This is a genomic window from Pseudoalteromonas sp. A22 (genome assembly GCF_018141345.1).
GTDB classification, from domain to species: Bacteria; Pseudomonadota; Gammaproteobacteria; order Enterobacterales; family Alteromonadaceae; genus Pseudoalteromonas; species Pseudoalteromonas maricaloris.
Window position 1 is genome coordinate 1,013,057 of the sequence record NZ_CP047237.1, and the last position, 19,756, is coordinate 1,032,812.

General features: G+C 42.4%; 24 protein-coding genes. 5 read left to right on the forward strand and 19 right to left on the reverse strand.

Features of this window, described 5'->3' with window-relative positions; translation table 11 throughout:
* Positions 1-110: 110 nt before the first annotated feature.
* The 4 genes from GSF04_RS04055 to GSF04_RS04070 all read right to left on the reverse strand — a co-directional run bounded on the left by GSF04_RS04055 (position 111) and on the right by GSF04_RS04070 (position 4,267).
* Positions 111-959: a lipase chaperone gene (locus GSF04_RS04055; RefSeq protein ID WP_211856756.1), complete on the reverse strand. Its 849-nt coding sequence runs from the start codon at positions 957-959 to the stop codon at positions 111-113.
* The gene (locus tag GSF04_RS04060; RefSeq protein ID WP_017218747.1) at positions 956-1,873 is read right to left on the reverse strand and encodes a triacylglycerol lipase; all 918 of its coding nucleotides are present in this window, start codon (positions 1,871-1,873) and stop codon (positions 956-958) included. The genes GSF04_RS04055 and GSF04_RS04060 overlap by 4 nt, the downstream gene beginning before the upstream one ends.
* A 242-nt stretch (positions 1,874-2,115) precedes the next feature.
* Complete coding sequence (locus tag GSF04_RS04065) at positions 2,116-3,078, reverse strand: phosphatidylinositol transfer protein (RefSeq protein WP_211856757.1); 963 nt, start codon at positions 3,076-3,078, stop codon at positions 2,116-2,118.
* Positions 3,079-3,235: 157 nt separating this feature from the next.
* Positions 3,236-4,267 carry a nitronate monooxygenase gene (locus GSF04_RS04070; protein ID WP_211856758.1) on the reverse strand — a complete coding sequence of 344 codons (1,032 nt, stop codon included), beginning with the start codon at positions 4,265-4,267 and terminating at the stop codon, positions 3,236-3,238.
* Positions 4,268-4,432: 165 nt separating this feature from the next.
* Between GSF04_RS04070 and GSF04_RS04075 the strand changes: the two genes are divergently transcribed.
* On the forward strand, positions 4,433-4,834 hold the full coding sequence (locus GSF04_RS04075) for a GNAT family N-acetyltransferase (protein ID WP_211857500.1): 402 nt from the start codon (positions 4,433-4,435) through the stop codon (positions 4,832-4,834).
* Between the two features lie 129 nt (positions 4,835-4,963).
* Positions 4,964-5,479: a hypothetical protein gene (locus GSF04_RS04080; RefSeq protein ID WP_211856759.1), complete on the forward strand. Its 516-nt coding sequence runs from the start codon at positions 4,964-4,966 to the stop codon at positions 5,477-5,479.
* Between the two features lie 104 nt (positions 5,480-5,583).
* Here the strand turns inward: GSF04_RS04080 and GSF04_RS04085 are convergent, their stop codons facing one another.
* From GSF04_RS04085 to GSF04_RS04130, 11 genes are all read right to left on the reverse strand, one after another.
* A complete protein-coding gene (locus GSF04_RS04085) occupies positions 5,584-5,790 on the reverse strand; it encodes an EF-hand domain-containing protein (RefSeq protein WP_010375685.1) in 207 nt (68 codons plus the stop codon).
* A 9-nt stretch (positions 5,791-5,799) separates the two neighbouring features.
* Positions 5,800-6,021: a crotonobetainyl-CoA--carnitine CoA-transferase gene (locus tag GSF04_RS04090; RefSeq protein ID WP_010375684.1), complete on the reverse strand. Its 222-nt coding sequence runs from the start codon at positions 6,019-6,021 to the stop codon at positions 5,800-5,802.
* Positions 6,022-6,070: 49 nt separating this feature from the next.
* On the reverse strand, positions 6,071-6,292 hold the full coding sequence (locus GSF04_RS04095) for an EF-hand domain-containing protein (protein ID WP_010375683.1): 222 nt from the start codon (positions 6,290-6,292) through the stop codon (positions 6,071-6,073).
* A 50-nt stretch (positions 6,293-6,342) separates the two neighbouring features.
* Positions 6,343-6,564 (reverse strand): calmodulin, encoded by a 222-nt coding sequence (locus GSF04_RS04100; RefSeq protein WP_017218753.1) that lies wholly within the window; start codon positions 6,562-6,564, stop codon positions 6,343-6,345.
* Between the two features lie 68 nt (positions 6,565-6,632).
* Positions 6,633-6,854, reverse strand: a complete 222-nt coding sequence (locus tag GSF04_RS04105; protein ID WP_017218754.1) for an EF-hand domain-containing protein — start codon at positions 6,852-6,854, stop codon at positions 6,633-6,635.
* Between the two features lie 87 nt (positions 6,855-6,941).
* A complete protein-coding gene (locus tag GSF04_RS04110) occupies positions 6,942-7,163 on the reverse strand; it encodes a calmodulin (protein WP_010375680.1) in 222 nt (73 codons plus the stop codon).
* A gap of 59 nt (positions 7,164-7,222) precedes the next feature.
* Positions 7,223-7,444: a calmodulin gene (locus GSF04_RS04115; RefSeq protein WP_010375679.1), complete on the reverse strand. Its 222-nt coding sequence runs from the start codon at positions 7,442-7,444 to the stop codon at positions 7,223-7,225.
* 471 nt (positions 7,445-7,915) lie between these two features.
* On the reverse strand, positions 7,916-8,167 hold the full coding sequence (locus tag GSF04_RS23490) for a hypothetical protein (protein WP_349251733.1): 252 nt from the start codon (positions 8,165-8,167) through the stop codon (positions 7,916-7,918).
* A 161-nt stretch (positions 8,168-8,328) separates the two neighbouring features.
* Positions 8,329-8,700: an SH3 domain-containing protein gene (locus tag GSF04_RS04120; protein ID WP_211856760.1), complete on the reverse strand. Its 372-nt coding sequence runs from the start codon at positions 8,698-8,700 to the stop codon at positions 8,329-8,331.
* On the reverse strand, positions 8,690-9,151 hold the full coding sequence (locus tag GSF04_RS04125; protein ID WP_211856761.1) for a GNAT family N-acetyltransferase: 462 nt from the start codon (positions 9,149-9,151) through the stop codon (positions 8,690-8,692). The genes GSF04_RS04120 and GSF04_RS04125 overlap by 11 nt, the downstream gene beginning before the upstream one ends.
* A gap of 132 nt (positions 9,152-9,283) precedes the next feature.
* A complete protein-coding gene (locus GSF04_RS04130; protein ID WP_211856763.1) occupies positions 9,284-10,210 on the reverse strand; it encodes a hypothetical protein in 927 nt (308 codons plus the stop codon).
* A gap of 172 nt (positions 10,211-10,382) precedes the next feature.
* Between GSF04_RS04130 and GSF04_RS04135 the strand changes: the two genes are divergently transcribed.
* Positions 10,383-11,201, forward strand: a complete 819-nt coding sequence (locus GSF04_RS04135; RefSeq protein WP_249122337.1) for a hypothetical protein — start codon at positions 10,383-10,385, stop codon at positions 11,199-11,201.
* Between the two features lie 60 nt (positions 11,202-11,261).
* Here GSF04_RS04135 and GSF04_RS04140 read toward each other — a convergent pair whose 3' ends face one another.
* Positions 11,262-11,987: a YebC/PmpR family DNA-binding transcriptional regulator gene (locus GSF04_RS04140; protein WP_010375669.1), complete on the reverse strand. Its 726-nt coding sequence runs from the start codon at positions 11,985-11,987 to the stop codon at positions 11,262-11,264.
* 197 nt (positions 11,988-12,184) lie between these two features.
* On the opposite strand from GSF04_RS04140, the gene GSF04_RS04145 reads away from it, so the two are divergent.
* Positions 12,185-14,929, forward strand: coding sequence for a methyl-accepting chemotaxis protein (locus GSF04_RS04145; RefSeq protein WP_211856768.1), 2,745 nt, complete (start codon positions 12,185-12,187; stop codon positions 14,927-14,929).
* Positions 14,930-15,091: 162 nt separating this feature from the next.
* Positions 15,092-15,532, forward strand: coding sequence for a GNAT family N-acetyltransferase (locus GSF04_RS04150; RefSeq protein ID WP_211857502.1), 441 nt, complete (start codon positions 15,092-15,094; stop codon positions 15,530-15,532).
* Between the two features lie 262 nt (positions 15,533-15,794).
* Here GSF04_RS04150 and GSF04_RS04155 read toward each other — a convergent pair whose 3' ends face one another.
* The 3 genes from GSF04_RS04155 to GSF04_RS04165 form a co-directional block, all read right to left on the reverse strand.
* A complete protein-coding gene (locus tag GSF04_RS04155; RefSeq protein ID WP_211857505.1) occupies positions 15,795-16,544 on the reverse strand; it encodes a phytanoyl-CoA dioxygenase family protein in 750 nt (249 codons plus the stop codon).
* 248 nt (positions 16,545-16,792) lie between these two features.
* A complete protein-coding gene (locus GSF04_RS04160; RefSeq protein ID WP_211856769.1) occupies positions 16,793-17,266 on the reverse strand; it encodes a peroxiredoxin in 474 nt (157 codons plus the stop codon).
* A gap of 119 nt (positions 17,267-17,385) precedes the next feature.
* Positions 17,386-19,455: a winged helix-turn-helix domain-containing protein gene (locus tag GSF04_RS04165; protein ID WP_211856770.1), complete on the reverse strand. Its 2,070-nt coding sequence runs from the start codon at positions 19,453-19,455 to the stop codon at positions 17,386-17,388.
* Between the last annotated feature and the right edge of the window lie 301 nt (positions 19,456-19,756).

The following is a 19,756-nucleotide window of genomic DNA, read 5'->3' on the forward strand; positions in this document are numbered from 1 at the left end:
TTTTACTGCTTGTTTGATTGTATTTATCAGTTATCAAGATGGGCTCATGGCTGAAGGTTTGGCTGCTCCATGTAACCGGCCTATACATCTTATCAATAACTAAAAAATTATCACTTAACCAATACAGCAACTCGCTTTTGCTCGTTCTCCGTGAAGGTTTGTTTGAGTAGAGACTCGACTTTTTCTTTTGCGATTTGGCTATCACCAAGCTCGGCTAAAATATTTTGCTTTTGCAGCATAAAGCTTTGTAGTTTTTGCTGCCAATGCCGTTGTTGCTTCTGGACTTCAAGTATACGCGTTGCGGCTTTATCGCCGTACTCAGCACTTAGTTCATTATAGTGTTTTTGCTGCCAATTTGCGTTTAGGGTGTGTAACTGGGCTGAGGTTTGAAATAACACTTGTTCGCGCTTTGGGAGCCCACTGATATGCGTTTCAATTAATTGCTGCTTTTGCGACTCAGATATAGATTCGTCTGACAAAATTTGCCAGCGGGTCAAAGCTTGCGTATCCCACGCATTATCATCTTCAAACCAAACTGCTATCACTTCATCCGTAAAAAATTGCCGCTGCAGTGTGTGTAGCAGCTCAACACGTTCTTGTAGATTAAGATGCGTGTCCACATCAATTAAGGCCTGCTTAAATTGCACGTAGAGACCTGCAACTTCGTGAAGGCATTGTGGTAATAATTCCAGATAAGCTTGCCACTGCTCGGCTTGGTTATGGTTTTGTAGCTCAAAAAGCCAATCGTCGATTTGGTACTTATGCTGTTTATTAATGGTCTCACAATGTGCGCTTACAGATGCATTCCTTGTGGGTTGTGGGACCTTATGGGCATCATTTTGCAGCTCTGATACCACCGCGAACCGGGGAACATGACGCGGCGTCTCTTGCTGTTCACTCTCGATATAAACCAGCGACAGCATAGTCAAAATGATTAGCAAAAGGCCCCACTTTTTCATAGCGCCAAACCTTTTAAGCGGCGAATATGCTGGCGATAAACGGTTAATGGGTCTGTTTCGAACAAGTGATGAATACCAATGGTGTGGTTTACCTGATCTAAATGGTTCATTTTGAATTGGTTATTGATCACCTGACCTAAATTACTAGAACAAGCTGATACTAGGCCGTCGTTGGCCTCATCAAAAACTTGAGAGAACAGTGCAAGTGCGTTGTCAGCGGGGTCAAATACATTGGTCCATGCTTTGCTGCCACTCCATGAGAAATAATGCACACCATTGCTCGCTAGACTTTGCGTTTCGCCACAATAATGACTTGGCACACCCTCTGGGTATTTTTGGTTAAATGCTAATGTGCCAGCCGTGGTCAAAGCACCTAGTGCTTCGAGTGCATCTTTTGGTGCGGTTGCTTTACCAGATAACAAATCAATCAACCCCGCAAGGCCGTTAGCAAGCGACGCTAAAAACTGCTCCGAAAATGAGCCACTGTCTACTCCACCGCGAACAACATCAGCAAAACGGCTCCCCCAGTTTACGCCACCAATACTAGTCGCTGAGGCCACCCACTCAGGTTTAACTGAGGCGACATAGCGAATAGTTTGCGCGCCTTGGCTGTGACCAATTAAATTAACTTTGTCTTTACCCGTTAATGCTCGAACCAACGCAACTTGCTCTAGTAGTTGCTCACCACGCAATTCTGAATTATGGGCTGATGATACTTCTGCAACATAAACCTGCCCACCTTCATCATGGATCACTTGTGGTACGCGATAAAAATAATCTACTCCAAGCAGATTATCAAAACCAAATAGACCGTGAACTAATACCACGGGATACTCTAATTCCTCACCGCTGTGGGCGGGAGAGGTAACGACCGATAGCAACCCAAGCAGGGCGCTGAGAATTAACCTTTTCATGTACTTGCTCCAATTATTACAATTTAGTAACAAATAAACTTTAGATTACAATGGTCAGAGGTCAAGCCAGAATAGTGTAAAAAATGAAATTTTAATGAATGTTACGTAAACAAAAGTAAATAATGGGAGTGTGAGTTAGTACCTAGGCCCAGAGGTTAGTACACACAGGATGCCCCAAAAGAAGCCAAAATACGGCTCCTTTTGCGAATTTCTAAAAATTAGGATCAATCGAGGGGGAAGGTCTACAAGCAGTCAGCGTGAGGGTAAGTTGTGACCTCGCCTAAATGCACTTGATAACTATTGCCGGTAATTGCTGTGGTACCGTAATGCCCGGCATCAGAACCAATAGTAAACGCCTCAGAAGCTGGGATCCCCGCTTTGATAAAGGCTTCAGCATCTGTTTTGGCATTGCCATAAGCACGAACGACATCAATACCCTGCGCTTTTAAGCGGTTAATTTCCGCAGTTTTATATTCTGCCGTTTTAAACAAGCTGGTTTCATTACTGAGTGATGTGCGTAAAAAGCCTTGCGGTAGGCCCATCCAATTTAACCAACCGCGCGTCCCTTTGGCATACCAATACACTCTGGCTGTTAAGAATACGGGTTGATAACCCAAATCAAGATAGTGGCGAACTAAATCATAAGCGCCATCTTTGGGGTCGGCATGATCTATTCCGGTATAGTCGCCTATTTGCTCGGCATCGGATTCGGTTAATGTGCCATCGATGTCAAACAGGACCGCTTGAGTACCTGGCTCAACAACCGTGACATAACCTTGTGCACCGGTGCCATCAGCTGGTACGCCTGCGTATATACGATACTGACCTGCCGATAATTCAGGCAAGGTGATAAACGCCTTACCATCGCCATTGGTGGTTTGCTCACCAAGATACTGCCAATTTGTGTCCGACTCAGCACGGTAGTAAAACTCCACCGACTCGAATTCCAAGTCTTTATGAGTAATGCTACCGTAGTCAAATTTAGCAGTGATCTGAGTCGCAGCACCGGCAGCGGTTACTTGATCGTGTACCATGTGGTAACTCGGCAGCCAAGATAAGTATTTGTTAAATGAGCTAGAAAAGCTACGCTTGACCATATTAGGTGCTGCATAATGGGTTTCTAATGCGGTAATACTTGGGCAAGTAGGGGTTGCCAGCGAAGAAAAAGAAGCGAATAACGCTGCTGTTAAAATAGAATGTCTCATGCACGACTCCGTGTTTATTATTGTCATAACGAATATGTCACCCAAGCAAATAATCGACTTACGTAGGTAACAAAGAGCAAGGCACAACAGGGTTGGCCTTGTCATAAAACGCTAGAGCATAAACTCGAAATGTGTCAAACTTGTTAACTTAAATAGTTTATTTAACATTCCATAGATGTTCGACCATCTCTTGTGTGCTGACTTCCATGCAACCTTGGCGGTTAACACCAGCCCAAAGGGGGCTAAAATCGCCGCATCCTTGCTTTTCAGCAGCAGCGCGCAATGGTGTCAAAGCAGCTGATGCATATGGAAAAGTCGGTACGTCTTCGTTAATGAAGTTAAGATCTATCATTAGCCGATTTTCAATCCCACGGGCAGGGCGACCAGAAAACACATTGGTCACGGCAGACGGCTCAGCCAGTGATTTAAGTGCATCACGATGTACCAAAGAGGTGCTTGCTTCATCACACAGTAAGAAGCAGGTGCCGATTTGTGTTCCACAGGCACCCAATTCGTGCATCATAGTAACATCATGATGAGAAGCAATCCCCCCGGCAGCCACTACAGGCACAGATAGCGCATCACTAAGGATAGTGACCAATTGTCGAGTATGCAGTTGAGACTCAAGTTTTGTCTCGGTGAAGGTTGCCCTATGCCCACCCGCTTCAATCCCTTGCGCTATCACAATGTCTGCACCATTTTCAGCTAACCATATTCCCTCTTCCAAGGTCGTTGCGGAAGACAAAATAGTCGTCCCCCACGATTTTACGAGCTCGACCAGTTCAGTATCAGGAAGCCCAAAATGAAAACTGATCACGGGAGGTTTATAAGGCGCAATGACCTCAGCCATTTCCCTATCAAATGGGCGTCTTAAGATCCCCATTTCATCGCTAGGTGTTAACTCAAGCTCATCGTAATATGAAGCCAGCCTTTTCTTCCACTTGTCTTGCTGATAAGGATCAGGATCCGGCATCTCATGGCAAAAAAAGTTAAGATTATATGGGCCTGAAGCATGTGCTTTAAAATGCTCAATTTCAGCAACGACCTGCTCTTTACTCAGCATCCCACAAGGGATTGAACCGAGTATTCCGGCATTTGTCGCTGCGGCCGCTAAGCGCCAATTTTGCACACCCGCCATTGGCGCTTGGATCATAGGAATGGAGATATTGAGTAATGTGGTAAGCTGCATCACAAGGTCCTTGTTTTAGGCAAAACGACATAAAGCCGAAGGTGCTTTCAGTGTGGGGAAGAAGCGCTTAACGGTCAATGATTGTGCGGCTAATAAAGCAAACTTTCTCTTGCCAAAACAACCATGTTTGAAATAGTGTTTCTATAACAATACAAGGACGCCATGATGAATATCTCTCTAAGAGCCATTGATAAACACAACTACGAAGCCATTTGCGATTTAGATGTCAGCCCTGGACAGCAAGATTTGGTAGCCTGCAACATGTTTTCCATCGTGGAATCAAAATTTAATGATGGCTATACCACACGCGCAATTTATCACGATGACGAAGCTGTTGGGATGCTAATGTGGGTACAAGAGACTATAGAGCGCATCTCCATTTGGCGCTTTATGGTTGATCAACAATTTCAGCAACAAGGGATTGGGCGTAAAGCGCTCATCCTCGCACTCGAAGAAATCAAGCTGACACCAAACCTTACCACCATAGAAATCTGTTATGTACCGAGCAACCCCGTTGCAAAATCGTTTTACGCGAGCTTTGGCTTTCAAGAAATTGGAATCGATTAAGAAGATGGTGAAATGCTAGCGGTGATCAAGCTACCTCTATAATAAGTTGTAATTTATGGTAATTTGCGCAAATGAAACATTAGGTTAAACTCACTTAAAAATGTAAGTTGGCCAATTAAAGGAATTACCATGCACGAGCATACTAAACGCATTTGTGATTTTCTCACCGAAATCCAGCTACCTTTTCGATTTCATGAAGTCGAGGAAAATACGTTTTTACCGGGTCTGAAAACGGTAATGGGGACACTTTATATTGATAATGAGAAATTGCTATATCCTGGCGATATATTGCACGAAGCCGGCCATATTGCCGTATGTGAGCCGATATTCCGCGACCAACTTCATGAAGACGTGTATAAAAATGGCCTAAAAAATGGCAGAGAGAAGCAAGCCATGCAAGGGGAAGAAATGGCCGCCATTGCATGGTCGATTGCTGCCATTCAATATATTGGCTTGCCTCTAGAGGTTGTATTACATAAAGATGGCTATAAAGGCGCCAGCAATAGCTTCGTAAGTGCTTTTAAGGAAGGGAAAGGGTTCGGCTACCCATTACTCAATGCATGGGATATGACTTGCCCAGAACAAGGCTTTCCTAAAATGCAGAAATGGATCAGGGATCACCGCTGGATTAATGAATTAAGTTAATCCCTTCACTATCTAAACCTTAAGCTCCCTAGCAGCTCAAAATAAAAAAAGCCCGACTACAAAGTCGAGCTTGGGGAGGCGTGGCGCTTTGGATTGCCACTTGCTTACTGATTAAATTCTTTCTCAGACAGTTTGCCATCTCCGTCGCTGTCTAGCTTATCAAAGATTGAAGCAAGAGATTCTGACAGTGACGCTTCGCTTTTAGAGATAAAACCGTCTTTATCTAAATCAAAATCGTTAAATTCTGCTGCCATTGCTGAGCCGGCAAAAAGTACTGTGGCGGCTGTAATTGCTGTTGCTAACTTTTTCATTGTGACCTCCTAGCCTTTAAAGTTAGAGAATTCAGAAGCGCTTAGCTGACCATTTTTGTCTGCATCTAGCTTCTCGAACTGACCAAGTAGTGTTGATGATACTGATGCTTCTTGCTGGCTGATCTGCCCGTCTTTATCCTTGTCTACATCTTGAAATGACAAGGTTGCTGCCAGTGCCATCGTACTCACCAATACACCTATGGTCGTTGCACATACCGTTCTAAGTTTCATAGCCATTCTCCTCACTATGCCCGTCTCTCATTGCGGCTCTAGTCGCAAATTAACCTTTAAAGTTAGAGAACTCAGTTTCGTTTAGTTCTCCGTCAGCGTTTACATCTAAGTCTTTAAACTGCTCGATAAGCGCTGTATTTACTTTTGCTTCGCTCATGCTAATAGCACCGTTGCCATCTGTGTCATAGCTTGCGAAATCTTCACCAGCAATAGTATTTGCTGAAGCCAATGTTAGACCTGTGATTGATAGTGCGATAAGTACATTTTTCATCATTCTGCTCCTAAAATTTCCTAAATATGATTTGCTTTTGGACGGCTTGATTAGCCTTGGTAATTTGCGAATTCAGACTCGCTCAACTCACCGTCGGCATTGCTGTCTAGTTGTGTAAATTGCTCTGCAAGCGACTGATTTACTTTTGCCTCAGTCATGCTGATGGTGCCGTTACCGTCAGTATCATATTTAGTGAAATCTTCACCAGCTAATGCAGAAGCTGAAGCGAATGTTAAACCTGCAATCGAAAGTGCTGCTAATACGTTTTTCATGATAGTCCAATCCTTCTGTCGTTTTCGTAATGGTGTTAAAGGCAGTGGGCGCTATGCCCACCTAGCGATTAACCTTCGTAGTTCGCGTACTCAGATTTGCTTAGCTCGCCATCGGCGTTCGCGTCTAAGTCTGCAAACTGCTCAGTTAACGAAGTGCTTACGCTTGCTTCAGTAACGCTGATTGAACCGTTGCCATCAGTATCTAGTTTTTCGAAATCGCCACCAGCAAATGCTGATGCTGAAACCATTGATAAACCTGCGATTGATAGTGCTGCTAGTACGTTTTTCATAATCTAATCCTTCAATTGTGTCATTTTGTTCTGATGAGCTAGGCACGCGACCCAGCTCTTTAACTCATTATAAAATCCAGTGCCAAATTAGCCTTCGTAATTTGCGTATTCTGACTTGCTTAGTTCGCCATCGGCATTAGCGTCTAAATCCGCGAACTGCTCACTCAATGACGCGCTTACGCTCGCTTCTGTTACACTGATTGAACCGTTGCCATCAGTATCCAATTTTGCGAAGTCATCACCAGCGAGTGCTGACGCTGAAACCATTGATAAACCTGCGATTGATAGTGCTGCTAATACATTTTTCATAATCTTTTCCTTAAATTGGGGTATATTTAAAACTTTGCTATTATGTCGTCGGCTCGTGCTTAGCCTTCAAAGTTATCAAACTCAGACTGGCTTAATTGGCCGTCTTGGTCGGCGTCAAGGTCTTTAAACTGCGCCATCAAATTTGGATTTGCTTTTGATTCGCCTAGTGAGATGTAGCCATCTCCATCAACATCGTATTTATCAAACTCAGAGTTTGCGTGAGCACCTACTGATGCGAAAGAAAGTACAGCTGCTGATAGTGCGATTGCTAAAGTTTTCATAATCAGTTCCTCTCATATTTCTAAACTTGTCGTTTCTGCTTCTCTACGTTGGTTTGTGTTGAAGCGAATGTTTTTTGCTTTCGAGATAACTATTCCAACTTTGATGCCAAAGTTTAAAAGCTATTAAGAATCAATAGGTTAAAAGTAAAGGTAGATTTTCATTAAGGACGGATTCAGTGAGATTGTTGCCATTTAGCAACAGGTGACTTTGAGATAAAATAAAAACATATTTATTTTCAATAAGTTAAGATGTCGCATAAAAGCAACACCATAAAAAATTAGGATGTAAGTGCAGCCCAAAGCGGTTAAGTTTCATGCGACAATCATTCACATTCGGTATTGAGTAGAGCCGCCAGAAAAAATTTTTATAAAAATATCGAAAATTTTTTCTTATATTTTCTAAGAAACCTGAAAAAATAAAAACAGTTAAAAATCAATAAATTAAAACTAAAACCCATCTTGAAATAATTGCTATAAAAGTGACTGAGTGGGCGGGAAACTGACGAAAAACACAAGTATTTTAAAAAAGTAGTAAAGAAAAGAGAGGAGTGTTGCTAAAAAGCAACACACGAGGGCCTGTTGAGCTTTGCTGTTTGACTTTTGTTCTCCTGAGTGTGTTTTGGTCGCGACGCTCGACTTGTCGCCTAGTAATCTAGGCAAAAGTTGAGCAACAATGAACAAAGCGCACTCAGGTGAACCCAAAGGGCAGCGCTTGATTAGCATTTCTTCTGTGTTGCCCCACAAGGATGTGGGGTAAGGTGACTTTGCAGAAGCACAAAGTCTTTATCGCCTGACTCACATAGAGTAACTATGCTACGCAGACTCTGCTTTGTATAAATACCAATCAAACTGCTGCAAAAACAAACTTGAAAGATAAACAGGCCCTAAATTTGTGTTAGATTACGAAGCGGTACCCAACCTTGCAGCTCTGACTTTTTACTTGAGCACCACACCCAACCATTGAGTTGGTTATGCCCTAATAAGTGTTCACCTTGAACTACCGATAGTTCCTGAGCGGTATAGTCCACTAATGCGATACCTTGTTTGGGATTGACTAAGCGAAACACTTGAGCAGGTACCCAACCAGACACTTGCTCCTCAGTTTCACAGAAAAACCAATTGTCCCAACCCTCTTCGCCCTCATATTCTTCACCAACGGTCAATCTGGCGCCTTGTTTAAACGTGATGGGGGTTGGAAACTCATTGATATGTTCCTTGATTACTTGATATTCAATATCTAACTGCTTATTTTCCAAGTTTTAACTCCATATAGACAGACAGCGGATCCGATCTATGATCACCAAATTCTTTTCTTTCGATAAAACCAAACTGTGCATATAACCTGAGGGCTTCTGGTTGTTTAACTCCGGTTGCTAACCGTATCAGTGAATATTGACGATTATCTGCAAAAGCGATTAACTCGGACAAGATTGCTTTTGATAAACCAAGACCGCGATGATTTGGCTTTACATACAGTCTTTTCAACTCATCATAGAGACAATCATGATGCTTTTCGACGATTGCGCCGCAAGCAATGATCTCGTCATGCTGGATAATGCCAATAAAATGCGCAGTAGGTGAACATAACTCTTGCAACACCGATAGCTGGTTGCTTTCAACAGGATATAGCGAATTCATCAGCGCATCGATTTCTGCTATTAATGTATCAAGCGATGGAACACTCGCATCAAGTGCAACGATTTGCATTTATCATTTCCTTGATTTTCGGTATTAATTAACTAGAGCCGGGGATTAAGCTGAACACCCAAGTGCAACTATTACTAAAAGTACCAAAGTTTGGTAAAGCTCAGCTTCTCACTCAGTTAGCCTTAATGTACGTCAGCCATTAGACTGGCGTTTTAACTCTTCTAGCATACGCTCATCACCCATCAAGTTTTTGAGGATGGCTTTAACCTTAGGGTCCGATGCATTTTCGTAGAGAGACAGCAAATCTTGTGCGATCCTTTGTTGCTGCTTTGGATCGGCGCCTGACTGGAAGTACTGTGACATCAATCCTTCTGCTGCGAGACTTTTCACGTAATCATTAGGCTCTTGCTCTAACATTTTCACAAACGATTGTGACAAACGCTCATCAACGATAGGTGTACGCGACACGAGCTCAAGCGCCTGTAACCTCAACTTTTCATCACTCATGTTATGCGTCATATTGAGGATAGATTCTACTGCTTGATAATCATATTGCTCTAACTCATTGCGATTTAGCATAAACATGTTCATTTGCAGCTGACTCATTGCAGCTAAACGCTCCGCCGCCGGTAAACTGTTATTTAGAATTTTCTGTTTTAAATCGTTGCTGATTTGACTTGCGTACTCAGGATCAGTTTTGATCCGCATTTCGTAGTCTTCGGGTAAGTCTTCATAAAAGCCATAAATCGGGTTTTCTGCTTTCATCTCGTCGATTTTCTGCTGTTCACGCTTTTCTATCAAAGAGAAGATTAAAGACTCAAACTCATCCGGCGCCTGCTCAGAGAGTAAATCTGACTTTTCCATCGACAACGCCTGTAACCTCGTTTCAAGTTTATTGATCCGAGCCATTAACTTAGCAATTTGTTCAGACTCGTCAGTTGAAATCTGAGCATCCTGTGTATACTGAGTTGCATTATAGTGGGGCTGTTGAGTGGGACTTTGATACACGTGCGTTGCCACAGGAGAGGTTGCTAATTTGGTTTGAATGACATTAAACCCAGAAAAAGCCAATGCAAGAACTGAGCATGAAAGCGCTATATTGAGTTTAAGATTAGACATGAAAGCGTTACCCTTATAAAAAGTAGCAATGTAATAGATCTACAAGACAAATACTGTAAATGATTGTACTGTAAATTGATACAGCAAGAGGCAATTACGCAGATAATTATTACACTTTGCATAAGGTGAAAAAACGAGCCTCTAAACAGCTTGCCATAATTGCCAACAAGGAATGACTGTGAATAATATACTGCAAACCGTCCACTATAAACTTATCACATTGCTTTTACTTGGCATTGCAACGGTTACGTCTTTGCTTGGCAGCAGCCTACTTTGGCAAAGTCACCAAGCCTTATTTCAATGGGTTTTACCATCAGTCTCACTACTTCTTGTGTTGCGATTAGGGTGGCATGTTCGTAAAACAAGCTTGGCTACTAGCCCTAGCAGTTTGCACAAAGATATAAAATTATGTTGGATTGCTTTGCTCTTGTGTACTTGCGGAGATATCGTCAACTTCAATCTCTTTGAGCTTTATCATCGTCAAGATCAAACCATAAAGCATGACTACTTGATCGACTCTATTTGGTTTTTTGCCCTTGGTTATGGGCTTTTACTTGGACTGCTTATTCGGTTTTTAAGACGGGAATTTGCATTAACATTAGCAACCGCGACCGTATTGGTTGTGGTGTCTATTACGTTATCGTCGCTTAGCTATCAAATGATGTACCTACCCACGATAAGCCAATACTCCCTGCTGTTGAGCGCAAGTTATAGCTTATTAGTGACCTTGCTCGGCGTATTTGGTTTTTGGCTTATTATTCAAAACGTTAAATTCAACGAAAAAGCCAACTTCGCAGTTGCCAGCGGCTTTATCCTAGCAATGCTAGCGGATGCTATTATCGGTCAATTTTGGCTGTTCGCAAACCAAGGGGATGGCTACTTTCCCATTGCAAGGCACGTTAATTGGGTCATCTATATTGGCTCGCAAACGCTACTATTATTGTTTCCTGTTGCCATGATAAAAACTAATGTTGCGAGGTGTAAAGCATAGGCAATAAAAAGGCCGAACTATGTCGGCCTTAACTATTTGTGCGCTATATCGATAAGCGGCTTATCTTTTGACAATCGCATTGTGGTAAACGTTTTGTACGTCATCCACATCTTCAAGCATATTGATTAGCTTTTCGAATGTCTCGATTGCTTCTGGATCTTCAATTTCTACGTGAGTTTGCGGCACCCAAGTGATTTCGTCTACCTCAAACGTGATCCCCTCAAACGCTTCTGTCAGTGCAGTTTTCGCCTTGAAGTATTCAGTGTGAGGTGCGAAAACAGAAACTTGGCCGTCTTCAACTTCTACGTCAGTAACATCAACATCAGCCATCATTAGCGCTTCCAAAACTGACTCGTCGTCATCACCTGCAAATCCTAAGATTGCAAAGTGGTCAAACATATGCGCCACACAACCTGGGTTACCTAAGTTTGAACCAGTTTTGGTAAACGGTAAGCGAACATCTTTGATAGTACGGTTCATGTTGTCTGTTAAGCAGTCAACGATGATCATGCTGTTGCCAGGACCGTAACCCTCGTAACGCGCTGGCGTGTAATCTTCACCTGCACCGCCTGCCGCTTTTTCGATTGCTTTATCAATAACGTGTGCAGGAACTTGATCTTTCTTTGCCTTGTCGATTAAACGACGTAGTGACAAGTTCGTTTCAGGATCTGCGCCGCCATTTTTAGCAACAACGTAAATCTCTTTTCCGTATTTTGAGTTTACTTTTGTCTTTGCCGCCGCCGTTTTTGCCATGGCGTTTTTGCGGACTTCAAATGCTCTGCCCATCTTAATGCTCGTTTTTATAAAAATTGGCGAAGATTTTACCAAGACATTTGAGTTACGGCTATACCCTTATTATCCGTGATGGTAATTTGCTTTAAGTCGCACGATTATATGTTTGTTTTGCGGCTATTTTGTGGCGGACCTAAGCAACTTTACTATAGTTAATATTGTTAAAATTTACCGCGACGAGTGGCTTATATATGATCACGTTTGGCTTGGGAAAAGCAAAAAAGCAAGATGGACAAGATACAGCGCTATTTCAACACTTTAAGGCAACAACCCCTTACTTAGAAGTGGATTATCAAACAGATATTTTTCAGGTTAGTCCGGCCTTTAACCGCTTACTCGGATACCCAGTTACCCACGAGCTGAAATCTCTCGCTTTTATATGTCACACCGCAGAAGATGCCGCCGTGCTTAAGCGTGGACTCGCTCAACTTGAGCACCAAGCACATGCTAAGGTTGAGCTCTCACTCAATACAGCGAATGACAACAAACCGAAGAAGTTGTTACTAGAGCTATCACGTACTCAAGAAGGCAGAATTTTAGTTATTGCGACTGACATCAGTGATTACCTCACCACCATTGCCAACATGAGTGCAAATTTACAAGCTTTATCAGCGTCCTTTGCGATTATCGAGTTCGACATGCACGGTAAAGTGCTGAGCGCGAATGACAACTTTTTGTCTGTTATGGGTTACAGCCTAGAGGAAATACAAGGCAAGCATCACAGTCTGTTTGTTAAGGATGACTACGCAGCCAGTGAGGAGTATCAAGCATTTTGGCAACGCCTAAACAATGGCGAATTTTTTGAAGGTGAATTCGCAAGGCAAACAAAATCAGGTAAAACGATATGGATCCAAGCCACTTATAATCCAATTTTTGATGAACAGAATAGACCTATCAAAGTCGTAAAATATGCCTCAGATATCACCGCTCAAAAATCAAAAGCTGCTGACTTTCAAGGGCAAGTTGATGCCATCAAACAAACTCAAGCCGTTATTGAGTTTGACTCTTACGGCAACATAAAGACTGCAAACAGGCTATTTTTAAATGCGGTTGGTTACACATTAAGTGAAATACAAGGTCAACATCACCGACTCTTTGTGGCACGAGAAGACGCTGAGAGCAGCGAATATCAAGACTTTTGGCACGCTTTACGACAAGGAAAGCATCAATCAGGTGAGTTTAAACGCCTAACCAAATCAGGAAACACTCTGTGGATCCAAGCAACCTATACTCCCATCTATGACGAAAATGGCCAGTTGGGCAAAATCGTCAAATATGCCTCGGATATTACTCAAGCAAAACTGGCGTCTTTCGACTTTGCCGGACAACTCAAAGCCATCAATCGCTCGCAAGCCGTTATCGAGTTTGATTTGCAAGGTAATATTTTAAAAGCAAATGAAAACTTCCTGTCTGTCATGGGCTATAAAAAAGAAGAAATCATTGGCAAGCATCACAGCATGTTCGTCGACAGCTTTTACGCGCAAAGCAGTGAATACAAAGCATTCTGGCAGCGTTTAAAACAGGGCCAATTTGAATCCGGAGAGTTTCACCGTTTAGGCAAAGGTGGCAAAGCAATCTGGATTAGTGCTACCTACAACCCCATTTTAGACGAGCAAGGCAAGACAATAAAAGTTGTTAAGTTCGCAACGGACATTACCGAGCAAAAGGCCATTGCTGCTGATTTTGATGGTCAGCTTCAAGCCATTCGTAAATCACAAGCCGTCATTGAGTTTGCAATGGACGGTACTATTTTATGGGCCAATGAGTCATTCCTAGATACGATGGGGTACTCACTTGATGAAATCAAAGGTAAACATCACCGTATTTTTGCCACACACGAACAAGCCACTAGCTCTGAATACCAGCAATTTTGGCAAAAGCTCAACCGAGGTGAATTCGACTCAGGACAATACTTAAGATTGGCAAAACAAGGTCGAGAGGTATGGATCCAAGCGTCTTATAACCCTATCCTCGATCAACAAGGCCGTCCCTTTAAAGTCGTTAAATATGCAACGGATATCACAGAACAAAAACAAGCGGTTGAACATATTAAAGATGCTATTTTAGCAATGGAACAAGGTGATTTAAGACATAGGATCACCCACCACATAGGTGGCGAGTTCTCGGTGCTACAACAAGCAATGAACGGCTTATTCGATAAATTAAGCGACTTAGTTAACACCATAAACAATGGTGCAGAGCAAGTGTTTGATGTGGCTAAACAAATCGCGAATAACAACGAAGAACTCAATAGCCGCATTGAAAATCAAGCGGCGAGCTTAGAAGAAACCGCCGCCACTATGGAAGAGCTTACCGCTACGGTTAAAAAGAATGCGAGTAGCGCAAGTAATGCAGCAGAGAAAGCGACTATTGTTAGAGAAAAAGCACACTCAGGTAAAGCATCGATTGATGATGCCATTACCGCAGTGGGTAAAATCGAATCTTACAGCACGAAAATCTCTGACATTATCAGTGTCATTGACGAAATCGCTTTCCAAACAAATCTCTTAGCACTCAATGCTTCCGTTGAAGCAGCCCGGGCTGGTGAGGCTGGACGCGGATTTGCCGTGGTTGCCGGAGAGGTAAGAAACCTTGCTCAACGTAGCGCATCAGCGGCACGTGAAATCAAAGCACTGATCAAAAATAGCGTTGATGCTGTGGCGCAAGGTAGCAAACTTGTATACGAGTCTGGCACGACTTTCGATGAGCTAATGCAATCAATTGCCGAGGTGAGCAAAATGGTGGCAGACATAGATAACGCGGGAAAAGAGCAAGCTGAAGGGATAGCTGCGGTTTCCACTACCATCGCACAAATGGATAATATTACTCAGCAGAACGTTACTCTGGTTGAAACAACATCTCGTTCAGGTAGAAATATGGAAAATCAAGCCAAACTACTTACCGATCAAGTTGCATTTTTTCAACTAGATGAATAGTTAAGGGCGCGCACTATCGATACAGCCACATACAAGTAATTTACCGTAATACCCGTTGTACCCTTAATGCATCGGGTATGTTATGCTCGTCCGGCTGGCTAATCTCCCTTTTGTTTATCGCTTTACCCATTTGGACTGTTTTATTAGGCAAAAGGAAAAATGATGATAAGTCCAGTTACACCAAACGATTACCAGGAATTACTGGCTGTTTGGGAAGACTCTGTGCGAGCCACTCATGATTTTATCACTGACGCGGATATCGCTTATTTTAAACCTATTATTATTGAACAGGCGTTTCCAAACGTTACGCTGCACTGTGTAAAAAATAGCGACGCGAATATTGTCGGTTTTATCGGTGTACATGACCGAAAAATCGAGATGTTGTTTGTGCTAGCGAAAAGCAGAGGACATGGTGTCGGTACTGAACTGCTTCGCTTTGCGCTTGAAACACAAAATGTGCAGTTTGTCGATGTCAATGAGCAAAACCCAGAAGCCGTCGGCTTTTATGAAGCAAAAGGTTTTAAGGTATATGAACGCTCACCAACTGACGATATGGGCAAGCCTTTTCCAATCCTGCGAATGCGACTTATAGAATCTAATTAACCTGAGGTTTGGATAAGGAATGTTCCAACTCATTGTTGCTAAAGCACAACTTAGTTTTTCCTTGTCTAGCCAGCAAGTTTTAGGAAAAACAAGGCGAATTTACGCACCAATAGCTGGCTATTGGAAGTGAATTCAACGCAGTTAGCGCTAAAACTGGCTGCTAGAAAGGCATTAATTATCCGCAGCTCAGGTTAATTAATTCATATTTTAAGCTCAACAGGGGCTAATCGTGTTGAGCTTTACTTACCTCGAAATAAACTACTTAACGGTGAAAAACATGTGGTACGTCAAGTAACGTCAGCATTTCTCCCTCGGGTAAACACTCTTGGTTAATATACTGAGTGAGTTTGGGGTCACTCTCACAAAATAATATATCAAGTGCCAACCTATTTTTGCCATAAATACCGCGATGTATCATATTGGCTGAGAAAGCGAGAAGATCACCCGCTTTCAGTGGAATAGTTTTACCTTCTGACAGACTTTCATGATTATGATGCCCTGATTGCTCTAACCTCACATTTAACTCTTGAACTGTGTCCCAACGCTTGTGGGTACCTGGGATCAATTCTATTCCGGGCTCATCTTCCAGTGCTAACCGAAAGTGAACCACTTCGGGCCCCGACAACAACGCTTGTTTTTGCTCTTCGATGGTTAAATGGTATTGCGGATCTCGGTGCCAATAATTGAGTTGAGTGGTGTTCACTGGGTTAAAAAATAGCTGAGTATTCATAAACCTAAATTCACCCGAAAATATGGATGCGGCTAGAGACACCAGAGGAGTAGAGGCAATGAATTGAAAAAGGACAAGCCTTTGCTGTTCGCCTAGGTACTTTGGTGCAGTAAGATAGGCAGAATTTACTGCTCTGTTTTGATAAAAGTCATTATTGTCAGCCCGCCACGCATGATGAAACGCTAAAACGACTTGCTTTATTTTGTTAAGTTCGACGGACGGTATAAAATTGTGTTTTATAACGTAGCCACACTCGTCAAAATCATGGGCTGATTTTACCATCACATATTGACCTCTGACATTGTCGGAAAAACTACTGTAACGACATTAATTCCATGTAACCTTTTACAAGAGTAGGAAAACTCTCGTCTCCAGCCATGGCGCACGTCTTCTAATCATTTTTTGGATGATTTTTAAATGTAAAAATAGTAGCCCTTTTTCATACCAATTCGCTCAGACAAGCGCACCTTTAGGCCATTCAAAGCGAACTGGTATTATTTACCTGAACTTCAGGTCATTGAATTTTACAGTCATAGAGCATCTAAAATAGCTTCTGCTTTACTGACCTCAAATTGCTTAGGTTGTTCTACATTGAGTGTTGTCACGACGCCGTCTTCAATAATCATAGCGTAACGCTGCGAACGTACACCGCCAAATGAACCGGTATCCATTTCAAGCCCTAGCGCTTTGGTAAAGCTCGCATCGCCGTCTCCAAGCATCATAATTGCTTCTGCATTTTGTGCATCACCCCAAGCTTTCATTACAAAAGCATCGTTTACCGATACACATGCGATGATATCAACACCTTTTTCTGCAAATTTATCTGCATTCACGACAAAACCGGGTAAATGAGACGCCGAGCAAGTCGGTGTGAAGGCACCAGGAACCGCAAAAAGCACTACTTTCTTACCAGCGAACAACGCTGTTACTTCGTGATTAACCATGCCGTCTGAAGTAAGTTCGTTCAACTCGGCTTGTGGTAATTTTTGTCCAGCTTCAATCATTGTTTAAATCCTTCATCTAAGGGCTAATTGCCTTGAGTTTGTTATATAACCTGAGCTTGGGATAGCTAATTTCTTATCCAAACCTGTGGTTATGATAGTCGAGAAATTGTGACTCATGACTACATTTCGATTCGTTTTATATCTACTTGTGGGATTTCGTAACCGGTAAATAGCAGCCACTGTTTTTCTGCTATATATACAAGCCCGCGACTTCGGCTAAAGCTACGTTCTGGAACTCGGATAATATCTTTATGCGCTTTACTGGCAAAGTCAAAATAACTAATGCGGAAGTCTCCACGACGAACATACAAATAGTAAAGTCCCGCATCGGACACTGACCAGCTTGCGCTCGAAGCCAAGTGTGCATTTTCAAATAACAGCGTATCGACCCCAGTTGCCAGATCGATACGCCACATTTCTTGTGTCTCGCTTTTATATACGTACAACAACCCTTCATGTTCAAGTGCGGTGGTGCCAGTAGTTAACTTCACTGGAGCGGTTTTTGAATCAAGAAAAATGCGAAATACATTATTGTCATCAGAAATATAAATTGAGCTACCGTCTTGAGACCAACTGGGTTTACCGTGATACTTTAGCCCAGTTTTGAGTTGCGTTACTTGTTTTGTGGCCATATCCAAAAGTTGAAGTTGGCTTCCTTGATGTGACTTTGTGGTAAAAATCACTTTAGTGCCATCAGGTGACCATACAGGGTGCATTGCTTGTAACCCAAGCTCTGTCAGTTGTATTCGCTGATCACCTTCCAAATTAGACACCCAAACTTCATCAAACCCTGATTGGTTAGACACAAAGAGTAAACGCTCCGACACAGGTGAATAACTGGGATAACGGAAACTAGTTTGTGATTGTAGTAATGGGAAGGGTGAACTGGTGACCTGCGCGTTAAGGTCAAGTTTCATAATAGAAGTATTAATGTTCCAGTCATGAAAATATAAATGCCCTGATTGACTAAAGCTTGGGTAACTTAACCCATCAAACGGCAATGTCCCCAATACTTTACCTTCAAGTGAAAGTTTATACGCGCGACGTGCGCCATGTTCAATCATTGATACAACCAAATAATCATCATTGGGATGCCAACTCACGCCTCGCAGGTCATCATGTCCACTTAATATTTTAACTTCCTTCCCGGTATCCAGATTTTTCAAATAGAGATTTTCAAGTCCGTTCGGCAAGTTACGACTAATCGCGATTTGCTTGGCATCGGGAGAAAGCGCAATACTTTCAAGCCCACTCCCGTCACAATCTAGCTCACAACCTAATTCTGTCGCTGTTTTATCGTTTAAATTTAGCAAGGTTACTTTTGGAGGATCCGTAGGGCCTTGCTTTGCGATAAATCCAAGGAGGTTTTTTTCAGCCGAATAGCTTAAGGTAGTGGTCGTATCTGCAATACAGCTAGCTATATCTGATTGTGTTTTGATCACTATATCCAGTGACTTAATCGTACATGCTTCTGAGCGCTTCTCTATATAAAAGAGCGTGCGACTGTCTCGCCCCCACACGGATACCGACACATTTCCAGGACCATCGACTAATACTTCAAGAGGTTCATCAAGACGTTTTAGATTTTTTAAATATAGTCCTGCATGACTGCCAAACTTTCTCCAAGCAAACGCTAGGTATTGCTCATTCGGGGAGACACTAGGAAAAAGCTCACGTCCTGGGTAATCCGTCACGCTTTCGAGTTGATGGCTTGACTGTTCAACTAAGAAGTATATAAAAACACTCAGTAGAATGAATAATGTGGTTACTACCCCTGCCACTTTGAGCTTGAAAGGTAAATTTTGCTCGCTAGGCTTACTGGGAGTAGCCTTGATATCGACGAAGGTTGGCTTTATTTTTAGTCTATATCCAGACTTCCTTATGGTTTCGATCACCTCAAAATCAGCAGTGCTGCTTTCTTCTTCGTTACTTGCAAGTAGGGTTTTAAAAGTTTTACGAAGATGCCAAATTGCATTAGTTAGCGCTTTCTCTCCAACAAATAGATTCCCTCCCCAAACCTGCTCAATGATTTCTTCTCGAGTAACCACGTTTGGGTAAGCAAGCGCCAATACAGTCAACACTTCGATAAATTTAGGCTGGACACAACACTCCTGCCCGGCATTGGACAAAATATGCCCAACCGGATCAATATTGACATCTAATAACTGATAAGTCGCACTGTGCTGCATTTTTATAACCATGGGTAAATACGTTGTAAATCATACCTAAATTAGCGACCAAAAGACAAAAGTAACGCGACAAGCATCATGGCAACAATGCAATACCTCAAAAAATAAGACGTAATAAATTGAATTATATACTTATTTTAGAATAGATATTAAATAGAGTTAAAAACGTCAAAGAATAGATGTCCAATTCGTTGCATGAATCATAGTGACGGTCACAATGGCTAAAATGAGGTGCAGTGCTTTTTTGCTTAGTCAAAACAATGAGGTATGTACTTCTTTCAACAAGCCCTAACTATCTAAT

Coding starts and splice junctions, on each gene's coding strand:
- GSF04_RS04055 (WP_211856756.1), bottom strand. CDS start 959: ATGAAAAAGTGGGGCCTTTTGCTAATCATTTTGACTATGCTGTCGCTG.
- GSF04_RS04060 (WP_017218747.1), bottom strand. CDS start 1,873: ATGAAAAGGTTAATTCTCAGCGCCCTGCTTGGGTTGCTATCGGTCGTT.
- GSF04_RS04065 (WP_211856757.1), bottom strand. CDS start 3,078: ATGAGACATTCTATTTTAACAGCAGCGTTATTCGCTTCTTTTTCTTCG.
- GSF04_RS04070 (WP_211856758.1), bottom strand. CDS start 4,267: ATGCAGCTTACCACATTACTCAATATCTCCATTCCTATGATCCAAGCG.
- GSF04_RS04075 (WP_211857500.1), top strand. CDS start 4,433: ATGAATATCTCTCTAAGAGCCATTGATAAACACAACTACGAAGCCATT.
- GSF04_RS04080 (WP_211856759.1), top strand. CDS start 4,964: ATGCACGAGCATACTAAACGCATTTGTGATTTTCTCACCGAAATCCAG.
- GSF04_RS04085 (WP_010375685.1), bottom strand. CDS start 5,790: ATGAAAAAGTTAGCAACAGCAATTACAGCCGCCACAGTACTTTTTGCC.
- GSF04_RS04090 (WP_010375684.1), bottom strand. CDS start 6,021: ATGAAACTTAGAACGGTATGTGCAACGACCATAGGTGTATTGGTGAGT.
- GSF04_RS04095 (WP_010375683.1), bottom strand. CDS start 6,292: ATGAAAAATGTACTTATCGCACTATCAATCACAGGTCTAACATTGGCT.
- GSF04_RS04100 (WP_017218753.1), bottom strand. CDS start 6,564: ATGAAAAACGTATTAGCAGCACTTTCGATTGCAGGTTTAACATTCGCT.
- GSF04_RS04105 (WP_017218754.1), bottom strand. CDS start 6,854: ATGAAAAACGTACTAGCAGCACTATCAATCGCAGGTTTATCAATGGTT.
- GSF04_RS04110 (WP_010375680.1), bottom strand. CDS start 7,163: ATGAAAAATGTATTAGCAGCACTATCAATCGCAGGTTTATCAATGGTT.
- GSF04_RS04115 (WP_010375679.1), bottom strand. CDS start 7,444: ATGAAAACTTTAGCAATCGCACTATCAGCAGCTGTACTTTCTTTCGCA.
- GSF04_RS23490 (WP_349251733.1), bottom strand. CDS start 8,167: ATGCTAATCAAGCGCTGCCCTTTGGGTTCACCTGAGTGCGCTTTGTTC.
- GSF04_RS04125 (WP_211856761.1), bottom strand. CDS start 9,151: ATGCAAATCGTTGCACTTGATGCGAGTGTTCCATCGCTTGATACATTA.
- GSF04_RS04130 (WP_211856763.1), bottom strand. CDS start 10,210: ATGTCTAATCTTAAACTCAATATAGCGCTTTCATGCTCAGTTCTTGCA.
- GSF04_RS04135 (WP_249122337.1), top strand. CDS start 10,383: ATGACTGTGAATAATATACTGCAAACCGTCCACTATAAACTTATCACA.
- GSF04_RS04140 (WP_010375669.1), bottom strand. CDS start 11,987: ATGGGCAGAGCATTTGAAGTCCGCAAAAACGCCATGGCAAAAACGGCG.
- GSF04_RS04145 (WP_211856768.1), top strand. CDS start 12,185: ATGATCACGTTTGGCTTGGGAAAAGCAAAAAAGCAAGATGGACAAGAT.
- GSF04_RS04150 (WP_211857502.1), top strand. CDS start 15,092: ATGATAAGTCCAGTTACACCAAACGATTACCAGGAATTACTGGCTGTT.
- GSF04_RS04155 (WP_211857505.1), bottom strand. CDS start 16,544: ATGGTAAAATCAGCCCATGATTTTGACGAGTGTGGCTACGTTATAAAA.
- GSF04_RS04160 (WP_211856769.1), bottom strand. CDS start 17,266: ATGATTGAAGCTGGACAAAAATTACCACAAGCCGAGTTGAACGAACTT.
- GSF04_RS04165 (WP_211856770.1), bottom strand. CDS start 19,455: ATGCAGCACAGTGCGACTTATCAGTTATTAGATGTCAATATTGATCCG.